Here is a 19549-nt window from a genome sequence, read left to right on the forward strand (position 1 = left end):
TTCCCTGCGAAGTTGTCTAAATACGGAGTAAAAATGCCGTGGCGACATCATGGATGATGGTGCAGGCTCGGGGGCACATGGATGTGCCATCTGAGCCATTAGGCAATTTTTGTTGGAGTATGAGACCTTGCTGTTATTAATGAATGAGCAATGCATGTAACTTCGCTAGGGTGAGTGCTGCGTAGCAGCGTTTCGAACGAGAGCCAAGGCTGGCAGTTAGACATGGAGGTTGTTCGTCAAGGGAGCATCTAAGGAGGATAGGACGAGCAGTCCTCCTTGGTCGATTTCTTAATAAAAAATCAGGGGAGAAGTCCTACGTCGTTGATTTTGATTTGGATTTAAAAATCCAAACGAAATTTGGAAATGGGGTATGCGTGAGCCATCAATGATGATCAATGGCTCTTTTGAGAGGTTACTCTTCTGGAACAGTAAATGTGGCTTCGACTTTCTCTAATTCTTGCTCGGTTTTAAGCTGAAACGCTTGCTGCTTTTTAAGTTTGGCTTCTTCTTCAAGTGCAGCTTCTCTTTGTTTAAATTCGTGTCTTTCTGGTTTAGTCAGAAACTTAAACGCGAGCTTGTTGCCCAGTACGTAGGCGACGACGTCTTCACCTTTTGTGCGGCGTTCATCGACGCGTTGTGAAAAACGGGCGTTATCGCGGGCTTTACGTTCTGCGGCATTTAACTTACTCATAATCTTTTCTCCTCATTTAGTTAATCACGGTAGTGTTCCACTACGTTCAGTTAAACAAATGAGTTGTATTGCACATTCATAAAGCTGATTGGGCGGGATTCTACCATAAGCGCTCACGAAAGCTGTGGGATTAAAATCTACCATTCCATCACCTGCGTTAACTTTGCGCACATAAGAAAGATGCGGCTAGAGTCACTTTTAAGATAAACCACGAACACCGAAGCGACAGTAATTCACCTATTCCTGCGAACTGGCCGTTAGACATGGACCTTGTTGGCAGGGGAGATCCAAGAGGGGATTGCAGTTGATTCTCTTTAGGTCGGCTATTGATTTGACCTTTGGTTTAGAAATTCAATCGAAGTTTCAAACTAGACTTTCTTAGTGGCGTAACGCAAATGTCGTAGCTGTTGTTGCAAACAGTACCGTTGCAAACTGTGCCAAGGCTTGCGTAAAAGCCGAAACAACATTGGTATTCAAAGGCAACTCTCAGTAAACTTTCGCTCCCATGTTTTGATCCGGTGCTGTGATGTCCTTTCCTGAGCTTTCTTCTTCCCCTGAGTCGTTAACTTTTGCTGAGCTTGGCTTAAATTCGGCGTTACTTAAGGCCTTGCCTGCAAGTCTTAAACATCCGACAAAGGTACAGCAACTCACGATTCCGGCCATTCTTGCAGGACGGGATTTGTTAGCCTTAGCACAAACTGGTAGCGGGAAAACCTTAGCTTTTGGTTTGCCACTCCTACAACAAATTTTGTTGCAACAGCAAACACAGTGCACTAAGTCTGTACAGCCTCCAAATGCACTGGCGTTAGTGCTGGTGCCTACACGGGAATTAGCGCTGCAAGTGACTGAGGCGCTGCAAACAGTGGCGAGTCAGTTATCGACTTCGTTGAACATTCAGCTTCTGTGTGGCGGGGTCCCCTTGGAAGATCAATTAGCTGAACTTGCAACCAAGCCGCAGGTGTTAGTGGCAACCCCTGGGCGTTTACTGGATTTATGTAAACAGGCCCACGTCAGCCTCGATTCGATAAAACATCTTGTGCTGGATGAGGCTGACCGCCTGCTGGAAATGGGGTTTTGGCCTGATGTGCAAAAGCTGATGGCGTTTATGCCTAAGCTTAAGCAAACCTCGTTGTTTTCTGCCACCTTGCCCGAGGCTTTGGATACATTGGCGGGCAAGCTGCTGGTGAATCAGCCGCTACGGGTCGAAGCCCACAAGGTGAATTCAGTGGCTGGTGAAATCGAAGAACAACTCTATTTAGTCAACAAGGGCAGCAAAGCACAGGCATTAATTGCTCTGTTAAAACAATATCAATGGCCGCAGGTGTTGGTGTTTATCAGCGCCCGTGATGATGCCGATGCCGTCGCTAAACGACTCGCTAAAGCGGGGATGAAAGTCGCCGCGCTGCACGGTGAAAAAGAGCAAACCGTTCGCAGCCAAACCTTGGCCGACTTTAAAGCCAATCGTATCCAAGTATTAGTGGCGACAGATTTGATGGCGCGCGGCATTCATGTTGATGCCTTGCCTGTTGTTATCAATCTCGATTTACCCATGAGTGCGCCTGTGTACGTGCACCGCATTGGCCGCACCGCGCGCGCTGGAGAAAAAGGGCTGGCGATTTCCCTTGTGTGCCACAGTGAAATGGCAACTTTAACGGCGATCCGCAGTTTAACCGCGCGGGAGTTACCGCTGGCATTACTGGCTGACTTTCCGGTAACGGATAAGCCGAGTGAAAAAATCACAGATGGCGCCACTGAGGGAAAAGTTGAGCGTAAGCGACCACCACGGGATAAGCAGGCGAATCGCCGTAGCATCAATAAGCACAGCGCCAAAGAGTTTAAAGGTAAGCGCTGAGCTTGAAGCTATTCATAGCGTTCAAGCTTGGCGTGCCTCAATCACTAAACAGATAACAGAATAAAGCGCATTGGCCGCTGTTATCACTTTCGCTCTGGGTGTAACTTAGTGACTTATTTACATTAAGGAACTAAGTCATGGGATCAACATTGGCGTTAAGCAAAGCACTTCATAAAGTGGTGAATAACGGTTTAACGACCGAGCACTTTGTACTTAGGCCATTCCAGCGAGCGGATCTTGAGGCTTTTACCGCCTATCGAGCCGACCCTAAGGTCGCTAAATATCAAAGCTGGACGGATTACCGCTATAGCGATGCACTCGCGTTGTTCGAGAAGATGGATTATGCACAATTTGGTGCGGTTGATACTTGGTTTCAGCTTGCGATTGTTACTGGCGCGTTGGGAACAACACCGACCCAATTAGTTGGCGATCTGGCGCTGCACTTTATTGATGAGCAGCAGGTAGAAATCGGCTTTACGATTGCGCCTGAACATCAAGGTAAACATGTTGCTTTTGAGGCCGTCAGCGCATTGCTGGATTACCTCTTTATTGAATTGCATCAGCATAGAGTTATTGCCATCACCGATGCACAAAATCTTGCCTGCTGTCGCTTACTCGAAAAACTCCGCTTTAGGCGCGAAGCCCATTATGTGAAAAACATCTTCTTTAAAGGCGCGTGGGGCGATGAGTTCGTCTATGCCTTGTTAAAGGAAGAGTATTAATTCCTTTTAGGTGCAAAGTATCGCTAACGCGCGCCGCCAGTGTTTCTCTATTTGGCTTATCTTGTCTATCTCAGTAAAATCTTGCCATTAGTTGAGCCCGTGTTGGCTCAAAGATCTTCACGCCCGTCATGGGATTTAAGGAGTGCCACATGAAATCAATGCGTTTAGGCTTAGTGGGTATGGCGGTCGTGCTCGGATTATCGGCCTGTGCGACCACGCAATCGCCAACGGGGCGAGGGCAGACCTTGTTGTATTCAGCGGCGCAAATGCAGCAGATGGGCGATTCCTCCTTCGAGGAAATGAAAAAACAGCAAAAAGTGAGTAGTGATAAAAAGCTGACGCAATACGTCAATTGTGTCGCTAATCGTATTACTGCAGTGCTGCCGGACCAAACCCAGCGCTGGGATGTGGTTTTGTTTGACTCAGAACAAGTCAACGCTTTTGCTCTGCCGGGTGGGCATATTGGGGTTTATACCGGATTGCTAAAGGTTGCTAAGGGGCCAGATCAGCTTGCCACGGTGCTCGGTCACGAAGTCGCGCATGTGTTGGCGCAACATGGTAACGAGCAGGTTTCCCGTGGGCAGCTAACGGGCGTTGGAATGCAGATTGCCGATGCGGCGCTAGGGGCGAGTGGTGTGTCGAATCGCGACTTATATATGTCGGCGTTAGGACTCGGTGCTCAGGTGGGGGTTATTCTGCCTTTTGGTCGCGCCCAAGAGAGCGAAGCCGATATCATGGGCGTAGAGTTAATGGCTCGAGCGGGTTTCAATCCGGCTCAGAGTGTTGAGTTATGGCAGAATATGTCGAAGGTGGGCGGTAGCCAAGGGCCGGAGTTATTATCGACCCATCCATCAAACAGTAATCGCATTGCTCAGCTGCAACAATTGCAAGCACAGATGCAGCCACTTTATGCCAGTGCTAAAGCGCAGGTGAAGAATCAATGTGTGGCGCCGAAATAAGCTGAAGTCTATTAAGATCTAAGTGCCCGTTTGGTGAGTGTTCGCTGTCGTTTGCGCAGAGATATGTGTCCTTAACCTATTTATGCTTTTGGATAAATACGCAATAAGTGTGTAAAAAAGCCTCCTTAGTTAAATAAGCAGTCAGTTTATCAGCATAGCTCGCTGAACTATGGTAAACTGGCGCGCAAAATTCCACTGATAATTGAGAGTCGTTAATTATGTCTGATAAATTCAGTACTGTTGAACAGCAAGCAAGCTACGGTGTAGGCCGTCAAATGGGTGAGCAACTGGCCGCCAATTCTTTTGATGGCGTGGATATTCCAGCCGTTCAAGCGGGTTTAGCCGATGCGTTTGCCGGTTTAGAAAGTGCTGTGTCTATGCAAGATCTGCAAGTTGCTTTCACTGAAATTAGCGGTCGTATTCAAGCTGCTCAAGAGCAAGCTGCTGCTGCTGCGTCTGCTGAAGGCGATGCTTTCTTAGCTGAAAATGCTAAGCGTGATGGCGTGACTGTGACTGACTCTGGTCTGCAGTTCGAAGTATTAGTCCAAGGTGACGGTGCTACTCCAACTTACGAAGATACTGTTCGTACTCACTACCATGGTTCTTTCATCAATGGTGATGTGTTTGACAGCTCTGTAGTTCGTGGCCAACCTGCTGAGTTCCCAGTTTCTGGTGTTATCGCTGGCTGGACTGAAGCACTGCAACTGATGCCAGTAGGCACTAAGTTGAAATTATTTGTGCCACATCACTTAGCTTACGGTGAGCGCGGCGCGGGGGCATCGATTCCTCCTTATTCAACTTTGGTATTCGAAGTTGAATTATTAGATATCATCTAATATTGAAAAAACGCCTAAGCCTGTCTTAGGCGTTTTCTTATGGAATACAAAGAAAGATTGAGGAGATTGAAATGAGTGGACAAGTGAGAGTGGCAATCGTCGGTGCCGGTGGTCGTATGGGACGCACTCTTATTGAAGCGGCCTACAATCACGACCATATTTTACTGGGTGCCGCCATTGAGCGTGCAGGCTCAAGTTTAGTGGGTGTGGATGCGGGTGAGTTAGCTGGTGTGGGTAAATTAAACGTCATGATCATGGATTCGCTCGATTATGCGACCGATGATTTTGATGTGTTGATCGATTTTACCGCGCCAGACGCCAGTATTGTCCATTTAGATTGGTGTGTTCGCCATAAGAAAGCCATGGTGATTGGCACAACCGGTTTCAATCATGCTCAAAAAGAACAGATCAATGCCTTTGCCGAGCAAACGCCGGTCGTGATGGCGCCGAATATGTCTGTGGGTGTCAATTTGATGTGGAAATTACTCGAACTGGCTGCCGAAGTCATGGGTGATTACACGGATATCGAAATTATCGAAGGCCACCACAGACACAAAAAAGATGCGCCGTCGGGTACAGCCCTGAAAATGGGTGAAGTGATTGCTAAGACCTTAGGTCGCGATCTTGAAAAATGTGCCGTATATGGCCGTGAAGGGATCACGGGTGAACGTGACCGTGAAACTATCGGTTTTGCGACTATTCGTGCTGGTGATCTCGTTGGTGAACATACGGCCATGTTTGCCGATATCGGTGAGCGTTTAGAGATCACCCATAAAGCTTCGAGTCGTATGACCTTTGCTAATGGTGCTATGCGTGCTGCTCACTGGCTCGTGGAGCAAAAGCCGGGCTTGTATGATATGCAGCAGGTTTTAGGTTTGCATTAATATTAAAAACGCCGATATGGCGTTTTTTTTTGCACCCAGTTACCAGTGGGTGGACGGTTTCGCGTTTTTACTGTAAACTCGCTGGAATTTGTCAAAATTTCGTAAATTAGCGGAAATTGGTATCTTAACATAACATAAAAACATTATATTTCAGTGGCTTGGCTCTTTATGGAGGTCGCGTTGACAAAGTCTGCCTTACTCGTACTCGAAGATGGAACTGTATTCTCTGGCACAGCAATTGGTGCCGATGGTCTCTCTGTTGGTGAAGTTGTTTTTAACACTTCCATGACAGGATACCAAGAAATTTTAACTGATCCATCCTACTCACGCCAGATTGTAACATTAACCTACCCACACATAGGCAACACTGGTACCAATGATGAAGATATTGAATCCGATGGGGTTCACGCTTGTGGTCTTATCATTCGTGATCTTCCGCTCATCGCAAGTAGTTTCCGTAATCAACAAAGCTTAAGTGATTATCTCAAAGCGAACAATGTCGTTGGCATAGCAGATATCGATACCCGCAAGTTAACTCGTATTCTCCGTGAAAAAGGTGCTCAAGCCGGTTGTATTATGGCAGGTGCAGACTTAGACGAAGCAAAAGCGCTCGCCGCTGCCAAAGCTTTCCCCGGTTTAAAAGGCATGGATCTCGCTAAAGAAGTCACGACCAAAACTGCCTATCCATGGCGTAAAGGTAGCTGGCGTTTAGTGGGCGGCTTACCAGAAGATACGCCAGCAAATGAGCTTAAATACAAAGTAGTAGCCTACGACTACGGCGTTAAGCAAAACATTCTGCGCATGTTAGTGGACCGCGGTTGTGACGTTACCGTAGTGCCTGCTAAAACTTCAGCTGCCGAAGTGTTAGCGATGAATCCCGATGGTGTATTCCTTTCGAACGGCCCTGGCGATCCAGAGCCATGCGATTACGCGATTGAAGCGATTCAACAAATTCTGAAAACCGACACGCCGATTTTCGGTATCTGTTTAGGTCATCAGCTACTCGCGCTGGCCTCAGGTGCAAAAACCTTGAAGATGAAGTTTGGTCACCACGGTGCAAACCACCCTGTGAGCAATATCGAGAAAGGCAACGTGATGATCACCAGCCAAAACCACGGTTTTGCTGCTGATGAAACGACCTTACCCTCCAACATTAAGGTGACGCATAAGTCGCTGTTTGATGGTTCACTCCAAGGTATCCATCTCACGGACAAGCCCGCATTCAGCTTCCAAGGTCACCCTGAAGCGAGCCCAGGCCCGAACGATGCCGCCCCGCTGTTCGATCACTTTATCGAGCTAATCGACATATACCGTCAGAACGCCAAGTAGTACGCTAGCTAGGAGAAGAGAGAAGCAATGCCAAAACGTACAGATATAAAGAGTATTCTTATCCTAGGCGCCGGCCCAATCGTGATTGGTCAGGCATGTGAATTTGACTATTCTGGCGCACAAGCGTGTAAAGCGCTGCGTGAAGAAGGCTACCGTGTCATTCTGGTGAACTCTAACCCTGCCACCATTATGACTGACCCAGAAATGGCCGATGCTACTTATATCGAGCCGATCCACTGGGAAGTGGTCCGTAATATTATTGCTAAAGAACGCCCTGATGCGATTCTGCCAACCATGGGCGGCCAAACCGCACTGAACTGCGCATTAGAACTTGAAGCCAAAGGCGTACTGAAAGAATTTAACGTCGAGATGATTGGCGCGACTGCCGATGCCATCGATAAAGCTGAAGACCGTAGCCGCTTTGATAAAGCGATGAAAAGTATTGGTCTTGATTGTCCACGCGCGGGCATTGCCCACAATATGGACGAAGCTTATGGCGTACTTGATCAAGTGGGTTTCCCTTGCATTATCCGCCCATCCTTTACTATGGGTGGCTCGGGTGGCGGTATCGCTTACAACAGGGAAGAGTTCGAAGAGATCTGTTCACAGGGCTTAGAGTTATCGCCAACGAGTGAACTGCTGATCGACGAATCACTGATCGGTTGGAAAGAATACGAGATGGAAGTGGTCCGCGATCGCAACGATAACTGCATTATCGTCTGCGCCATCGAAAACTTCGATCCTATGGGTGTGCACACGGGCGACTCTATTACAGTTGCACCCGCGCAAACCCTGACTGATAAAGAATACCAAATCATGCGTAACGCCTCTATGGCCGTACTGCGTGAGATTGGTGTTGAGACCGGCGGTTCGAACGTACAGTTTGGTATCAACCCGAAAGATGGCCGTATGGTTATCATCGAGATGAACCCACGTGTATCGCGCTCTTCAGCATTGGCATCAAAGGCAACGGGTTTCCCGATTGCGAAAATCGCCGCTAAGTTAGCGGTTGGTTTCACCCTTGATGAGCTGATGAACGACATCACTGGCGGTCGCACGCCAGCGTCATTCGAGCCTGCTATCGATTACGTTGTGACTAAAGTACCACGCTTTAACTTTGAAAAGTTTGCTGGCGCCAATGATCGCTTAACCACACAGATGAAATCTGTGGGTGAAGTGATGGCGATTGGCCGTACTTTCCAAGAGTCACTGCAAAAAGCATTACGTGGTTTAGAGGTTAGCCGTAACGGTTTAGACCCTATCACTGACATGTCTAAGCCTGAGGCGATGGCGCGTATTCGCCTTGAGCTGAAAGAGCCTGGTTGCGACCGTATTTGGTACATAGCCGATGCGATGCGTGCGGGGCTGAGCTTAGATGAAATCTTTAAGCTGACCAATATCGACCCTTGGTTCCTCGTACAAATCGAAGAGCTGATCAAGCTTGAAGGTGTGGTTGCTGAAGTTGGGCTGGCTGGTCTGGATCATGACTTACTGCGTAAACTGAAACGTAAAGGTTTTGCTGATGCGCGTCTGGCCGATGTATTAGGCGTGAACGAAGCCGAAGTGCGTAAGCTGCGTGATAAGTTTGACCTGCACCCAGTCTACAAGCGTGTGGATACCTGTGCGGCTGAGTTTGCAACAGACACAGCTTACATGTACTCAACGTACGAAGAGGAATGTGAAGCTAACCCATCGACCCGTGACAAAATCATGGTGTTAGGTGGCGGGCCAAACCGTATCGGTCAAGGTATCGAGTTCGATTATTGCTGTGTGCACGCGGCGTTAGCGCTACGTGAAGACGGTTATGAAACCATTATGGTGAACTGTAACCCTGAAACCGTTTCAACCGACTACGACACTTCAGACCGTTTGTACTTCGAACCCGTCACACTGGAAGACGTATTAGAAATCGTCCGTATCGAGAAGCCAAAAGGCGTTATCGTGCAGTACGGTGGTCAAACGCCATTGAAATTGGCCCGTGCCTTAGAAGCCGCTGGTGTACCTGTCATTGGTACTAGCCCTGATGCCATCGACCGCGCCGAAGACCGTGAGCGTTTCCAGCAAGCTATTCAACGCTTAGAGATGAAGCAGCCTGAAAATGATACCGTGACTACGGTTGAAGGTGCTGTGATTGCCGCTGAGCGTATCGGTTATCCGTTAGTTGTGCGTCCATCCTACGTACTGGGCGGCCGCGCGATGGAAATCGTCTACGACAAGCAAGATTTGCTGCGTTACTTCAACGAAGCCGTGAGCGTATCGAACGCGTCGCCAGTACTGCTCGATCGCTTCTTAGATGATGCGATTGAAGTGGATATCGATGCAGTATGTGACGGCGAAATCGTGGTGATTGGCGCGATTATGGAGCATATCGAACAAGCGGGTGTTCACTCAGGTGACTCAGGTTGTTCGCTGCCGCCATACACGCTAAGCCAAGAAATCCAAGATCGCATGCGCGTTCAAGTCGGCAAGTTGGCGATGGAACTCGGTGTTGTTGGCCTGATGAACGTACAGTTCGCCGTGAAAGATAACGAAATCTATATGATTGAAGTTAACCCACGTGCTGCCCGTACTGTGCCATTTGTGTCTAAAGCAACAGGTGTGCCTTTAGCTAAGATTGCCGCGCGTGTGATGGCGGGTCAAAGCTTAACGTCGCAAAACTTCACTAAAGAAGTGATCCCACCTTTCTACTCAGTGAAAGAAGTGGTGTTGCCATTTAACAAGTTCCCGGGTGTTGACCCACTGTTAGGCCCAGAAATGCGCTCTACCGGTGAAGTCATGGGCGTGGGCGATACGTTCGCCGAAGCCTATGCCAAGGCGCAGTTAGGTGCCACTTCTGAAGTGCCTAAGTCGGGTCGTGCGTTATTGTCTGTGCGTAACAGCGATAAGAAACGCGTTGCCGATTTAGCGGCTAAGTTAATCGAGCTCGGTTACCAAATCGATGCCACTCACGGTACTGCGATTATCCTTGGCGAAGCGGGTATCAACCCACGTCTAGTGAACAAGGTACACGAAGGTCGTCCACACATTCTCGATCGCATCAAGAATGGTGAATACACTTATATCGTGAACACTACCGAAGGTCGCCAAGCGATTGAAGATTCTCGTCAATTGCGCCGCGGTGCACTGCGTTACAAAGTTAACTACACCACGACTATGAACGCTGCATTCGCCACTTGTATGGCCCATGCTGCTGATGACCGTACTAATGTGACGTCAGTACAAGAACTGCATCTGCGCGTACTGGCTAAATAAGCCACAGCGTTAATGCCGTCAATTAGAGGGCCGCATAACTTAGGTTATGCGGCCTTATTATTTAGGCCTGTGTCTGTTTTGCTCAATTCTTGAATTTGTTTTATTGAGTTACTTAGTCTGTTTTACTGAGTTTTTGAGTTTGTTTTATTGAGTTGTTCAGCTTGTTTTGAGTATGACTTAACTCATTTGATTTCCTACTTAGGTTGCCTGAAAACTATGTCTGCTCCTGCCGATAGCCTTGCCAAAGTTGATACTTTTATTGCGCCGCCTTGCCTCGGGCAAATACGCGTGCTTTATCAAGATAGCGACATTCTGCTGATTGATAAGCCGAGCGGATTATTGAGTCTGTCGGGGAAGAATCCGTTGAATCTCGATTCAGTGCATTATCGCTTAGTGCAGGATTTTCCGACGGCCACTTTGCTGCACAGGCTTGATTTTGGCACTTCGGGCATCATGCTGGTGGCGCTGAATAAAAGCGTGAATGGCTTGCTGACCAAGCAGTTTCAGGCGCGCACGGTCGAGAAGCGTTATACCGCCTTGCTGCACGGGCATATCGGCGATGACGCTGGAGTGATTAACCTGCCGATCGCTAAAGATAGTGACCATTTCCCACTACAAAAGATTTGCCACAGTACAGGTAAACCTGCGATCAGCGAATATCGGGTGATCGAGCGGTTAACCGACCCTTTTGCCACGCGGGTCGAATTTACTCCCGTCTCTGGCCGAACCCATCAACTGCGGATCCACAGTCAGCAATTTGGTCACTCGATTCTGGGTTGCGATCTCTATGGTGGCGTGGGTGAGAGTGTGGCTGATAACGCTGCAGCACCTGATCCACACATGACAGAAGTGGTGAGTAACAGCAGATTAATGCTGCATGCGACCCGCTTAGCGTTTGATCATCCTATCACGGGTGAGCGTATCGACTGGATTTGCGAGTGTCCTTTCTAAGAGCTTGCTAAAGAGTTATAGAGTTTTGCGCTTAGCACTTAGAAATCAAAACTTAGCACTTAACATCTAGCACTTAAAACCTAGAACAGTGGGTTTAGTTACCCAGCCCGATACGTTCGGTCTGCATTGGCGGTGCATCGTTGGGGAGCCAAGTATGGTAAATCGTTGCGAAGGTGCCATCCGCTTTTATCGCTTCTAGGGCGCTTTTCCACTGCTCGATCACCTCATTGGGCGTGCCTTGTGAGAAGGCAATGTAAAGATGATTAGCGCTAATCGTGAAGAGGGACTCTACATCATCAATACTCGCGCCAGCATCCGACAAAATACTTGGCGCGGTGAGATTGGCATTACACCAAAGGTCGATGCGGTGCTTCATCAATTGTTTCGCACTCAACAAGGGCGTTGATGAGGCGGCGACATTGGTAAAGCCGTGTTCGGTAAGCAAGCGCTCCTCCACTGAGGCACGATAGACGCCAATTGCCTTCGCCGTTTTAGCATCTTCTATCGAGGTAATTTTTATGCCGCTATTTTTTAAGGCATAAAAATTGGTTGTGCCGACAGCAACGGGTCCTATCATAGTAAACATCTGTTCCCTTTCAGCGGTGCGCGTCATAGTGAACAACACAGTGTTGGGCTGCTCGGTCAGCATTTTCCAGCCGCGAGCCCAAGGTACGACTTTAATTGGGTCTGGACTCTTGATGCGTTTTTGAATTTCTTCTACGACTTGTACTGCTAAACCAGCAGGTTTGCCATCAACAGAGAAACTGATCGGTGACCATTCTTCCGTATAGATGTTTAGCGGCTGTGCGCTCAGGGAGAAAGCGCTGCAGAGGATAAGTGATAGCAAAAAGTTTGTGACTAATTTCATTAATAACCCTAAAAATTAGAATGTTATAATTGAGTCTCACTGCTTGCTCTTGAAACGATTAAAGATGAAGGCTGTGTTTAAATCAAGTATAGCTAGGGGTTCATTTTCTAAGATTAAATTTACTATACCGTTTTGAACGATAAAAAAAGAGCGCGAGTATGGCGCTCTTAGGTTGGCTTATTTATGGGTGATAGCTTATCTTTCTGTGCCTATATCTCACGCTCGATATACATCTCGCATAAGGTTATCAATGCAATGCACAACACGCATACTGGCGTCTTCCATTGAGTGCAGTTGTTTGACCATCTCAGGCAAATTACCTTTTTGTCTCGCATTGAGCGCCGCTTTTCCTGCCTCGTGTACCGCTTTATGTGGTGCATCTAATGCTTTGAAGTTACTTAAATGCTGATAATTCTCGGCACCAAATCCTTTGAAATACCATTGCCCTAGGCGGCACTCAGTGTGTGAGTTCACATTGTGGTTATGCTGTGGTTTTTCAATTAATTGATAAACGCTACTTTTCCAGACTGCGTGGTCGAGCTTAGTGGTATTCAAGAATGACGCTGTGGCTGCGTTATGGATAACGTGCTGCATTTGTTTTGAGCGTTGCAGGACATCTTCAACGACTTGACCAATTTGGGTTGAGGAGGTGGCTACATCAACGGCACTGCTTTGATTGTTATGAACAATTTCTTTAATCTCAGCTGCTTGTGCGACGATTTGTTTCACGAGCTTTTCAATATGGCTACTGGCTTCATGGGCTTTGCTTGCAAGCTGGCGCACTTCATCGGCCACCACGGCAAACCCCCGTCCCGCTTCGCCTGCACGGGCGGCTTCAATGGCGGCGTTCAATGCCAGCAAGTTTGTTTGTTCTGAAATTCCTTGAATAGCCGCGACAAATTGATTGATTGAAGAGGTCGTAGCATCGAGTTCTGTGACAGCTTTCATGCTGTTCGATGCTTGATCATTAATATAAGTCGCTCTAGTGCCTAAATTAGCAATGGCCACACGGGTTTGATCAAAAACGTGATTGAGTTCAGACAGTGATTCTTTTTCCGCAGAGAGCAATTCGGCACTGCTGGCTAAGCCTTCGCGCACGGCATTAAGCATATCTCCGCCTAGGTTTTGGCAGGCGATCACTTCAGTGTAGTGGTCTGCATTTTGGCGCGACTGTTGCTGCATGGTCTCATTTTCACGGATCATGCCACGCAGTTCATCTATTTCATTTTGGTGTTGGCGTTCTAGTTGGATGAGTCGCTCTTTAAGCGCCTGGTTTTCAGCTTTGAGCTGGGAATTAAACCACATATAAAACCTCTCAAGTCGCTAGGACTATCACTATTGCTTATCGACTTACTGTGACTGGGCTCAGCGGTAAATACTGCAATGTTAATAAAAAGTAAAAGGATTCAGGTATGGAAATATTAACTGATCTTTAAGCTTTATTCTTAATTTTTTTAAGGTTATTGAAGCTTTTATGCCTTGTCATAAATGGGTTAGTACTATCGAATGATAAGTGAACCACGCTAAGGTTAACTTAGCTTGGTTCACTTTGAGGTTTTAGGTCTTAGGTCTTAGGTCTTAGGTCTTAGGTCTTAGGCCTATGGCATAGGTAAGTCGAGCACCACTGTGGCTATGCTGAAATACACGAGTACACCTATGATATCGGCGATGGAGGTGATGAGTGGCGCACTAGCGGCTGCAGGGTCCATCTTTAACTTGCTCAGTAAGAAAGGCAGAGACATACCAATCAAGCTGCCAATAATCACCACAATTTGCATTGTGAGTGCTACAACCAGCGCGATTTCAGGTCCGCCGCGCCAAAATCCGAGCAAGGACACTGCAGCTGCCATGCTGGCTCCTAATAATCCAGCAACAAATAACTCGCGCCCTAGCATAGATAACCAATCCTTGAGAACCACTTCCCCTGTGGCTAGGCCGCGTACCATTAAGGTTGACGATTGTGAGCCCGCATTGCCGCCGCTATCGATCAGCAGAGGTAGGAAGAAGACTAAAGAGACATAACTGGCAATGGTGTCTTCGAAGAAGGCGATCCCCGCTCCCGAGAAAATATTACCAAAAACCAAGATTACCAGCCAAACCACGCGCTTACGGTAAAGTAAGCCTATGCTGGCAGTCTTGAGGTTATGGTCAATATTGCCGATGGCCGCGGTTTTTGTGAACTCAAGATCCGCCTGTGAGCTGGCGATATCCATAGCATCATCATAGGTGACGATACCGACGAGCTGACCTTTGCCATTGACTACTGGCAGCGCCATTAAGTCGTAATGGGCGATCATCTGCACCGCTTCTTCGCGAAAGGCATTGGCATCGAGCGCGACGGGATCGGGTTTCATAAAGTCGACCACTCGCTCGTGCGGTTGCGCCAGCAATAACTGCCTTAAAGATACAGTTCCTATTAAGCGGCCTAACATATCCACCACATAGGTTTGATAAATCGTTTCTTTATCAGCCGCTTCAGTACGCAGAGTATCAATGGCTTCTGCCGCAGTATGGCGGCTATTGAGCAAGGTGTAATCCGAAGTCATGACCGCGCCGACTTTAGCTTTATCATAGGCGGCGAGGGTGCGCATATCTTCCCGTTTGGCCAATGCTAGCGCAGGTAAAATCGCCGCTTGCTGGGTTTCATCGAGCAGATTATAGAGGTCGGCACGTTCATCTGCAGCCATGTGAACCAGTAGCGCAGATAGCGTGGTTTTATCTAATTGCTGTACTAAGCTGGCTTGCAATTCATCGGTCAGGTAGCGAAACAAATTGGCGCAAACCTTAGGTGAGGCCAGTTGCAATAATAGGACTTGTTGAGCTTGATTAAAGACGTTAAATACGGCTGCAATATCGGCAGGGTGGCGTTTTTCGGCTAATTCAGCCATGGCGCTGGCACTGCGTTGCTCGATAATCATTTGCAGGTTATGGATGATTTTTTTAGTGTTGTTTGTGCTGTTATTCATGTTCATAGTTCATTCTCTCAACGATCTAGTGACCAAAGTAAAAGGTGATGTCTGCGCCAAGTTGCAGCGCGTTGCCACTAAGGGCATTGCCTAAGCTCAATTCGAGCTGTAGCTGTTGTTGTGGCGTGTGTTGATAAGCGAACTGATAGGTAGTCTCGCTCAATTCTTTTTGATAAATCTCGGCTATCACGCGATGGTGACTACTGAGTTCATACGCTGCCGCGATACCCACAAGTAATTGGGTTGATTGATTAAATTCATGGGTAAAACCTAAATTGGCATAGAGACTGACATCAGAATCGCCTAAGGTTTTGCCAAAAATGCCGAAGACTTCGGTGGCTAATTCGTTACTGGCATCGAGGTTTTTCTGCAAGTTGATTACCAGTGCGCTGTGCCAATCATCCTGTTGCTGCTCTGGATCTGAGTGGGAGTTTACGTTGAGCGGTAGCTTAATGCCGACTTCAGCTTGCTCCCCACGAATATCGTCATTGGCATTGGACGCTAATCCTAAATGCCATTCCCATTGATTACGGCTGCAAGTCGTGGCCGCGTTTAATTGTGGGCGAGCATGATCCGACCTAGGTTGTTGCCAGCCCATTTCTAATTCACAGCGCTCCGCGAGGGCAGGATCATCCACTTCGAGATGGGATGCCGCTGCACTCATGCTGTAGTACAAGCTGATACTTGCACAGGATAAAGATCGCAAAATTGATGTGTTGTTTATGTAAGCCATATTTAGGCTCCTCAGATGTAAACCCATAGGTGTAAATCCATAGGGAAAACTAAGTCCACTGAGGCAAAAAACTTGCTTTGAGATGCAATAAATACACATAACCGAACCCCAGCAAAATGCTGGAATTGCTAAAGCGTAGCCATAGGCTCAGGCTTATTGTCTGTGATTGATATTTTGGGGGAGGCTGAGTGAAGAATGGTTCACACTACTACCCTGCTTAGCAGGTAGCAGCAAATATTGCGGGCTAGTGCTAGGCGTTAAATCCTGTCTTTTGGACAGGGCATCTACTGTCGCTTATGTGTGTGCCCACAGTGGGTCTCCGCAATGATTAAAGTCGCCACATTCTAAGGGACTGAAATGTAAAGTCAACCGCACATGTTATTACATATGTTTTTGTTTGAATTTACACTTTAAGTAAAAGTTAATTTTATGATCATTCTTGGGCTTGCGTGATTTTGTTGGGAGTGCTGATGGTTTTGTGTACTAATCATTGTTGTGTGATTGTTTGTTTTTTTTGCGGGTAGCGGTTGATTTTTGTTGTCGGATTTAACTGTGATATTGAATTGTGGTTTTTAACGGTATGACTTATCTCAGTAAGCTGTATTTGAGTCGCCAGAGATGAGTTAACACTTTATCCATTGGGGGATTTGGCATTAGTGCACTTCGGGTATACCCTTGTCGTGCCTGCGGTGAGTCATTGTGCTCACTCAGATTAAGTCAGATTAAGTCAGATTAAGAGAGTTTGCTGTATTCAGATTTGGGGGATTAAGCTGTGGCACACAATATTGATGAGTTGGAATCAATGGCTGCACCTATCGATCATAAATGCACCGCGAATATCAAGATCGCCAGTATCAATCTGTTTAACTTTATTGAGCCGCCTTTGGCTTACTATGATTTTGAAAATATCTATAGCCATGGGCAATGGCAGAAAAAGTGTCAGTGGTTGAGTGAGTTTCTCGCACATCGCCAGCCCGATATTGTGGGATTTCAAGAAGTGTTTAGCCCTGAACCGCTCAAACAAATCGCCAGTGAGCAAGGTCTAGGGTATTTTGCGATCGTTGATGAGCCAACTCTTATCAGTGATTACATTTATCGTAGCCCTGTGGTCGCGCTTGCCTCCCGTTATCCCATAGTGGAAATCAGCAGTGTCGAACCTGATGCGCGTTTAGTGGCAGCCATGGGATTATCGAGTGAATTTGCCTTTAGCCGTAAGGTGCTGCGCGCAACCGTTGAAGTGCCACATATCGGCAAGTGTGACTATTATGTGATGCACTTTAAGTCAAAACGTGCCGGATTAGCGCTCGAGCCTAAGCTATTTGAACATCAGTCCCTTGAACATCAACCTCTCGAACATCAGCCACTTGGGTTAGATAACTTGGCTCCCGCAGCAAGCATGAAACTGCATTCAGAAACCCAATTACTCACAGAGCAAGCCTTAGGCCGCTGGGCATCTACCATGCAGCGCGGCGCGGAAGCTGCATTATTATTCAATGGCATATTGGTACGCAGGCAAGAATCTAAACATCCCGTTATCGTGATGGGAGACTTTAATGACAGTCTGACAATGGGCGCCTTAGATGCGTTAACGATACAGGGCGAGAGTATCCACAGTAATGACATTAAAGCCGCTGGCCTTGGGCATTTATCCGATGCGGCATTAGCGGCGGTGTTTGCTCAGTATCAACTTAAGGATGCCTATGAGTTATTTATTGAAGCGAACTTGAGGGACAGTTTGACTGGCAATACCGCTTACCATAGGGAACACAGAGCGGCGACCCATTACTATGGCCCTAAAGGTTCAGTGCTGGATTATATTTTGCTTTCGAGTGAGTTTGATGCGAGCCATGGCCGCAGTTTAGCACAAGTCGTAGATTATCAGACCTGCGATAGACACTTAGTCAGACCTGAATATGAACGCGACGCCTACAGTACTGACCATGCGCCCGTCATTGTTGAGTTAGCGCTACGTAGCTAAGTTCTCGTGTTCACTGATTAATTCGTCTTATTTCAAATCATGTCAGTTGTCTTTACGGTTTTGTTAGCGTTGTTTCATTAACCATTCCAACATTATTTCGCATGAATATCATTCAGAATTAACCGTTAAAATAAGGTATGATCGGCCACCCGTGGATGATGGTAAATAAGCGCTTCGGCGTGTTCGGTACTCGCACTTAGGTGACATTGGGTATATCATCCGTTTCCCATTTTTTAGACAGCAGCCCTTTTTTAGTGGCGGCCCTATTTTTAAAGGCAACTATGGCTATCAGAATCAAACTTAAACCCGGCCGCGAGAAGTCACTTGAGCGTCGCCATCCTTGGGTATTTTCCAATGCTATTCATAACATTAAGGGAAAACCTGAAGCGGGTGAGACAGTCGATGTGGTCGCGCATGATGGTCATTGGTTAGGTCGTGGTGCTTGGTCGCCTGAGTCGCAAATTCAAGTGCGGATTTGGACTTTCGATCGCGAAGAAGAAATTGATCGCGCGTTTTTTGCCAGACGTTTACAGCGGGCGCAAATCGGCCGTAACGATCTAATTCGCGAGCAAGGCTTAACGGGTTACCGTTTAGTGGCTGCTGAGTCCGATGGTTTACCTGGGATCACCATCGACAGATATGCCAATGTGTTGGTGTGTCAGTTACTGAGCACAGGTGCTGATCTATGGCGCGATACCTTAGTCGAGCTATTGGCTGAGCAATATCCAGATTGTGCTATCTATGAGCGCTCCGATGTGGATTCACGTAAGAAAGAAGGCCTGCTGCCTGTTACGGGTTTACTGCACGGCACTCTGCCAGAAATGCCAGTGATTATCGAAGAAAACGGCATCAAGATCGCCGTCGATGTGATTAAAGGCCATAAGACAGGTTTCTATCTCGATCAGCGTGATAACCGCGCCATTGCCGCCCGTTTTGTCAAAGATAAATCGGTATTGAACTGTTTTTGCTACACGGGGACTTTTGGTCTGTACGCTGCGAAAGCAGGCGCTGCCTGTATTGAAAACGTCGATGTGTCTTCTCTCGCCTTGGCGACAGCGCGCCTCAATATGCAAGTGAACGGTTTGAGTGATGACAATGTGCATTACAACGAAGCCGATGTGTTCAAGTTGCTGCGCCAGTACCGTGATGAAGGCAAAACCTTTGATGTGATTGTACTCGACCCACCTAAGTTTGCCGATAACAAAGCGCAGTTAAACGGGGCTTGCCGTGGTTATAAAGACATCAACATGATTGCATTGCAGTTATTGAATCCGGGCGGCGTGTTATTGACCTTCTCTTGCTCAGGATTAATGCCTGCGGATCTGTTCCAAAAAATCGTGGCCGATGCCGCGCTCGATGCGAAACGTGAAATCCAGTTTATCGAACGCTTAAGCCAAGCGAGCGATCACCCTATCGGTAGCGCCTTCCCAGAAGGATTCTACTTAAAAGGTCTAGTCGCCAGAGCTTGGTAAGCCAAGCGTTTGATATAAGCTGTCTGCGATGGGCAGCTGAGTTAGATAACATTGAA

General features: G+C 47.4%; 15 protein-coding genes. 10 read left to right on the forward strand and 5 right to left on the reverse strand.

Going from position 1 to position 19549, the window contains the following annotated elements; translation table 11 throughout:
* Window positions 1-412: 412 nt before the first annotated feature.
* Window positions 413-691 carry a DNA polymerase III subunit epsilon gene (locus tag L5M18_RS13410; protein WP_113941185.1) on the reverse strand — a complete coding sequence of 93 codons (279 nt, stop codon included), beginning with the start codon at window positions 689-691 and terminating at the stop codon, window positions 413-415.
* 526 nt (window positions 692-1217) lie between these two features.
* Here L5M18_RS13410 and L5M18_RS13415 point away from each other — a divergent pair.
* From L5M18_RS13415 to L5M18_RS13450, 8 genes are all read left to right on the forward strand, one after another.
* A complete protein-coding gene (locus L5M18_RS13415) occupies window positions 1218-2543 on the forward strand; it encodes a DEAD/DEAH box helicase (protein ID WP_263197284.1) in 1326 nt (441 codons plus the stop codon).
* 137 nt (window positions 2544-2680) lie between these two features.
* Window positions 2681-3265: a GNAT family N-acetyltransferase gene (locus L5M18_RS13420; RefSeq protein WP_263197286.1), complete on the forward strand. Its 585-nt coding sequence runs from the start codon at window positions 2681-2683 to the stop codon at window positions 3263-3265.
* A 149-nt stretch (window positions 3266-3414) separates the two neighbouring features.
* Window positions 3415-4224, forward strand: coding sequence for a M48 family metallopeptidase (locus tag L5M18_RS13425; RefSeq protein ID WP_168822741.1), 810 nt, complete (start codon window positions 3415-3417; stop codon window positions 4222-4224).
* A gap of 218 nt (window positions 4225-4442) precedes the next feature.
* Window positions 4443-5060, forward strand: coding sequence for an FKBP-type peptidyl-prolyl cis-trans isomerase (locus tag L5M18_RS13430; protein ID WP_006083907.1), 618 nt, complete (start codon window positions 4443-4445; stop codon window positions 5058-5060).
* A 71-nt stretch (window positions 5061-5131) separates the two neighbouring features.
* Window positions 5132-5944, forward strand: a complete 813-nt coding sequence (gene dapB / locus L5M18_RS13435) for a 4-hydroxy-tetrahydrodipicolinate reductase (protein ID WP_105251661.1) — start codon at window positions 5132-5134, stop codon at window positions 5942-5944.
* 168 nt (window positions 5945-6112) lie between these two features.
* Window positions 6113-7273 (forward strand): glutamine-hydrolyzing carbamoyl-phosphate synthase small subunit, encoded by a 1161-nt coding sequence (carA, locus tag L5M18_RS13440; protein ID WP_263197289.1) that lies wholly within the window; start codon window positions 6113-6115, stop codon window positions 7271-7273.
* A gap of 27 nt (window positions 7274-7300) precedes the next feature.
* The gene (gene carB / locus L5M18_RS13445; RefSeq protein ID WP_263197291.1) at window positions 7301-10525 is read left to right on the forward strand and encodes a carbamoyl-phosphate synthase large subunit; all 3225 of its coding nucleotides are present in this window, start codon (window positions 7301-7303) and stop codon (window positions 10523-10525) included.
* Between the two features lie 216 nt (window positions 10526-10741).
* Window positions 10742-11476 (forward strand): RluA family pseudouridine synthase, encoded by a 735-nt coding sequence (locus L5M18_RS13450; RefSeq protein ID WP_263197293.1) that lies wholly within the window; start codon window positions 10742-10744, stop codon window positions 11474-11476.
* A gap of 94 nt (window positions 11477-11570) precedes the next feature.
* On the opposite strand, the gene L5M18_RS13455 is transcribed toward L5M18_RS13450, so the two are convergent.
* The 4 genes from L5M18_RS13455 to L5M18_RS13470 all read right to left on the reverse strand — a co-directional run bounded on the left by L5M18_RS13455 (window position 11571) and on the right by L5M18_RS13470 (window position 16043).
* On the reverse strand, window positions 11571-12344 hold the full coding sequence (locus tag L5M18_RS13455) for a substrate-binding periplasmic protein (RefSeq protein ID WP_263197295.1): 774 nt from the start codon (window positions 12342-12344) through the stop codon (window positions 11571-11573).
* A gap of 216 nt (window positions 12345-12560) precedes the next feature.
* The gene (locus tag L5M18_RS13460; protein WP_028761511.1) at window positions 12561-13649 is read right to left on the reverse strand and encodes a methyl-accepting chemotaxis protein; all 1089 of its coding nucleotides are present in this window, start codon (window positions 13647-13649) and stop codon (window positions 12561-12563) included.
* A 293-nt stretch (window positions 13650-13942) separates the two neighbouring features.
* Window positions 13943-15316: a magnesium transporter gene (gene mgtE / locus L5M18_RS13465; RefSeq protein WP_173243187.1), complete on the reverse strand. Its 1374-nt coding sequence runs from the start codon at window positions 15314-15316 to the stop codon at window positions 13943-13945.
* Window positions 15317-15335: 19 nt separating this feature from the next.
* Window positions 15336-16043 (reverse strand): hypothetical protein, encoded by a 708-nt coding sequence (locus tag L5M18_RS13470; protein WP_263197296.1) that lies wholly within the window; start codon window positions 16041-16043, stop codon window positions 15336-15338.
* Between the two features lie 772 nt (window positions 16044-16815).
* Between L5M18_RS13470 and L5M18_RS13475 the strand changes: the two genes are divergently transcribed.
* A complete protein-coding gene (locus L5M18_RS13475; RefSeq protein ID WP_263197297.1) occupies window positions 16816-18021 on the forward strand; it encodes an endonuclease/exonuclease/phosphatase family protein in 1206 nt (401 codons plus the stop codon).
* A gap of 281 nt (window positions 18022-18302) precedes the next feature.
* The gene (locus tag L5M18_RS13480; RefSeq protein ID WP_113941194.1) at window positions 18303-19493 is read left to right on the forward strand and encodes a class I SAM-dependent rRNA methyltransferase; all 1191 of its coding nucleotides are present in this window, start codon (window positions 18303-18305) and stop codon (window positions 19491-19493) included.
* The last annotated feature ends 56 nt before the right edge of the window (window positions 19494-19549 follow it).

This window comes from Shewanella sp. SM20, assembly GCF_025654545.1.
Taxonomy (GTDB): domain Bacteria; phylum Pseudomonadota; class Gammaproteobacteria; order Enterobacterales; family Shewanellaceae; genus Shewanella; species Shewanella oncorhynchi.

Coding starts and splice junctions, on each gene's coding strand:
- L5M18_RS13410 (WP_113941185.1), bottom strand. CDS start 691: ATGAGTAAGTTAAATGCCGCAGAACGTAAAGCCCGCGATAACGCCCGT.
- L5M18_RS13415 (WP_263197284.1), top strand. CDS start 1,218: ATGTCCTTTCCTGAGCTTTCTTCTTCCCCTGAGTCGTTAACTTTTGCT.
- L5M18_RS13420 (WP_263197286.1), top strand. CDS start 2,681: ATGGGATCAACATTGGCGTTAAGCAAAGCACTTCATAAAGTGGTGAAT.
- L5M18_RS13425 (WP_168822741.1), top strand. CDS start 3,415: ATGAAATCAATGCGTTTAGGCTTAGTGGGTATGGCGGTCGTGCTCGGA.
- L5M18_RS13430 (WP_006083907.1), top strand. CDS start 4,443: ATGTCTGATAAATTCAGTACTGTTGAACAGCAAGCAAGCTACGGTGTA.
- dapB (WP_105251661.1), top strand. CDS start 5,132: ATGAGTGGACAAGTGAGAGTGGCAATCGTCGGTGCCGGTGGTCGTATG.
- carA (WP_263197289.1), top strand. CDS start 6,113: ATGGAGGTCGCGTTGACAAAGTCTGCCTTACTCGTACTCGAAGATGGA.
- carB (WP_263197291.1), top strand. CDS start 7,301: ATGCCAAAACGTACAGATATAAAGAGTATTCTTATCCTAGGCGCCGGC.
- L5M18_RS13450 (WP_263197293.1), top strand. CDS start 10,742: ATGTCTGCTCCTGCCGATAGCCTTGCCAAAGTTGATACTTTTATTGCG.
- L5M18_RS13455 (WP_263197295.1), bottom strand. CDS start 12,344: ATGAAATTAGTCACAAACTTTTTGCTATCACTTATCCTCTGCAGCGCT.
- L5M18_RS13460 (WP_028761511.1), bottom strand. CDS start 13,649: ATGTGGTTTAATTCCCAGCTCAAAGCTGAAAACCAGGCGCTTAAAGAG.
- mgtE (WP_173243187.1), bottom strand. CDS start 15,316: ATGAACATGAATAACAGCACAAACAACACTAAAAAAATCATCCATAAC.
- L5M18_RS13470 (WP_263197296.1), bottom strand. CDS start 16,043: ATGGCTTACATAAACAACACATCAATTTTGCGATCTTTATCCTGTGCA.
- L5M18_RS13480 (WP_113941194.1), top strand. CDS start 18,303: ATGGCTATCAGAATCAAACTTAAACCCGGCCGCGAGAAGTCACTTGAG.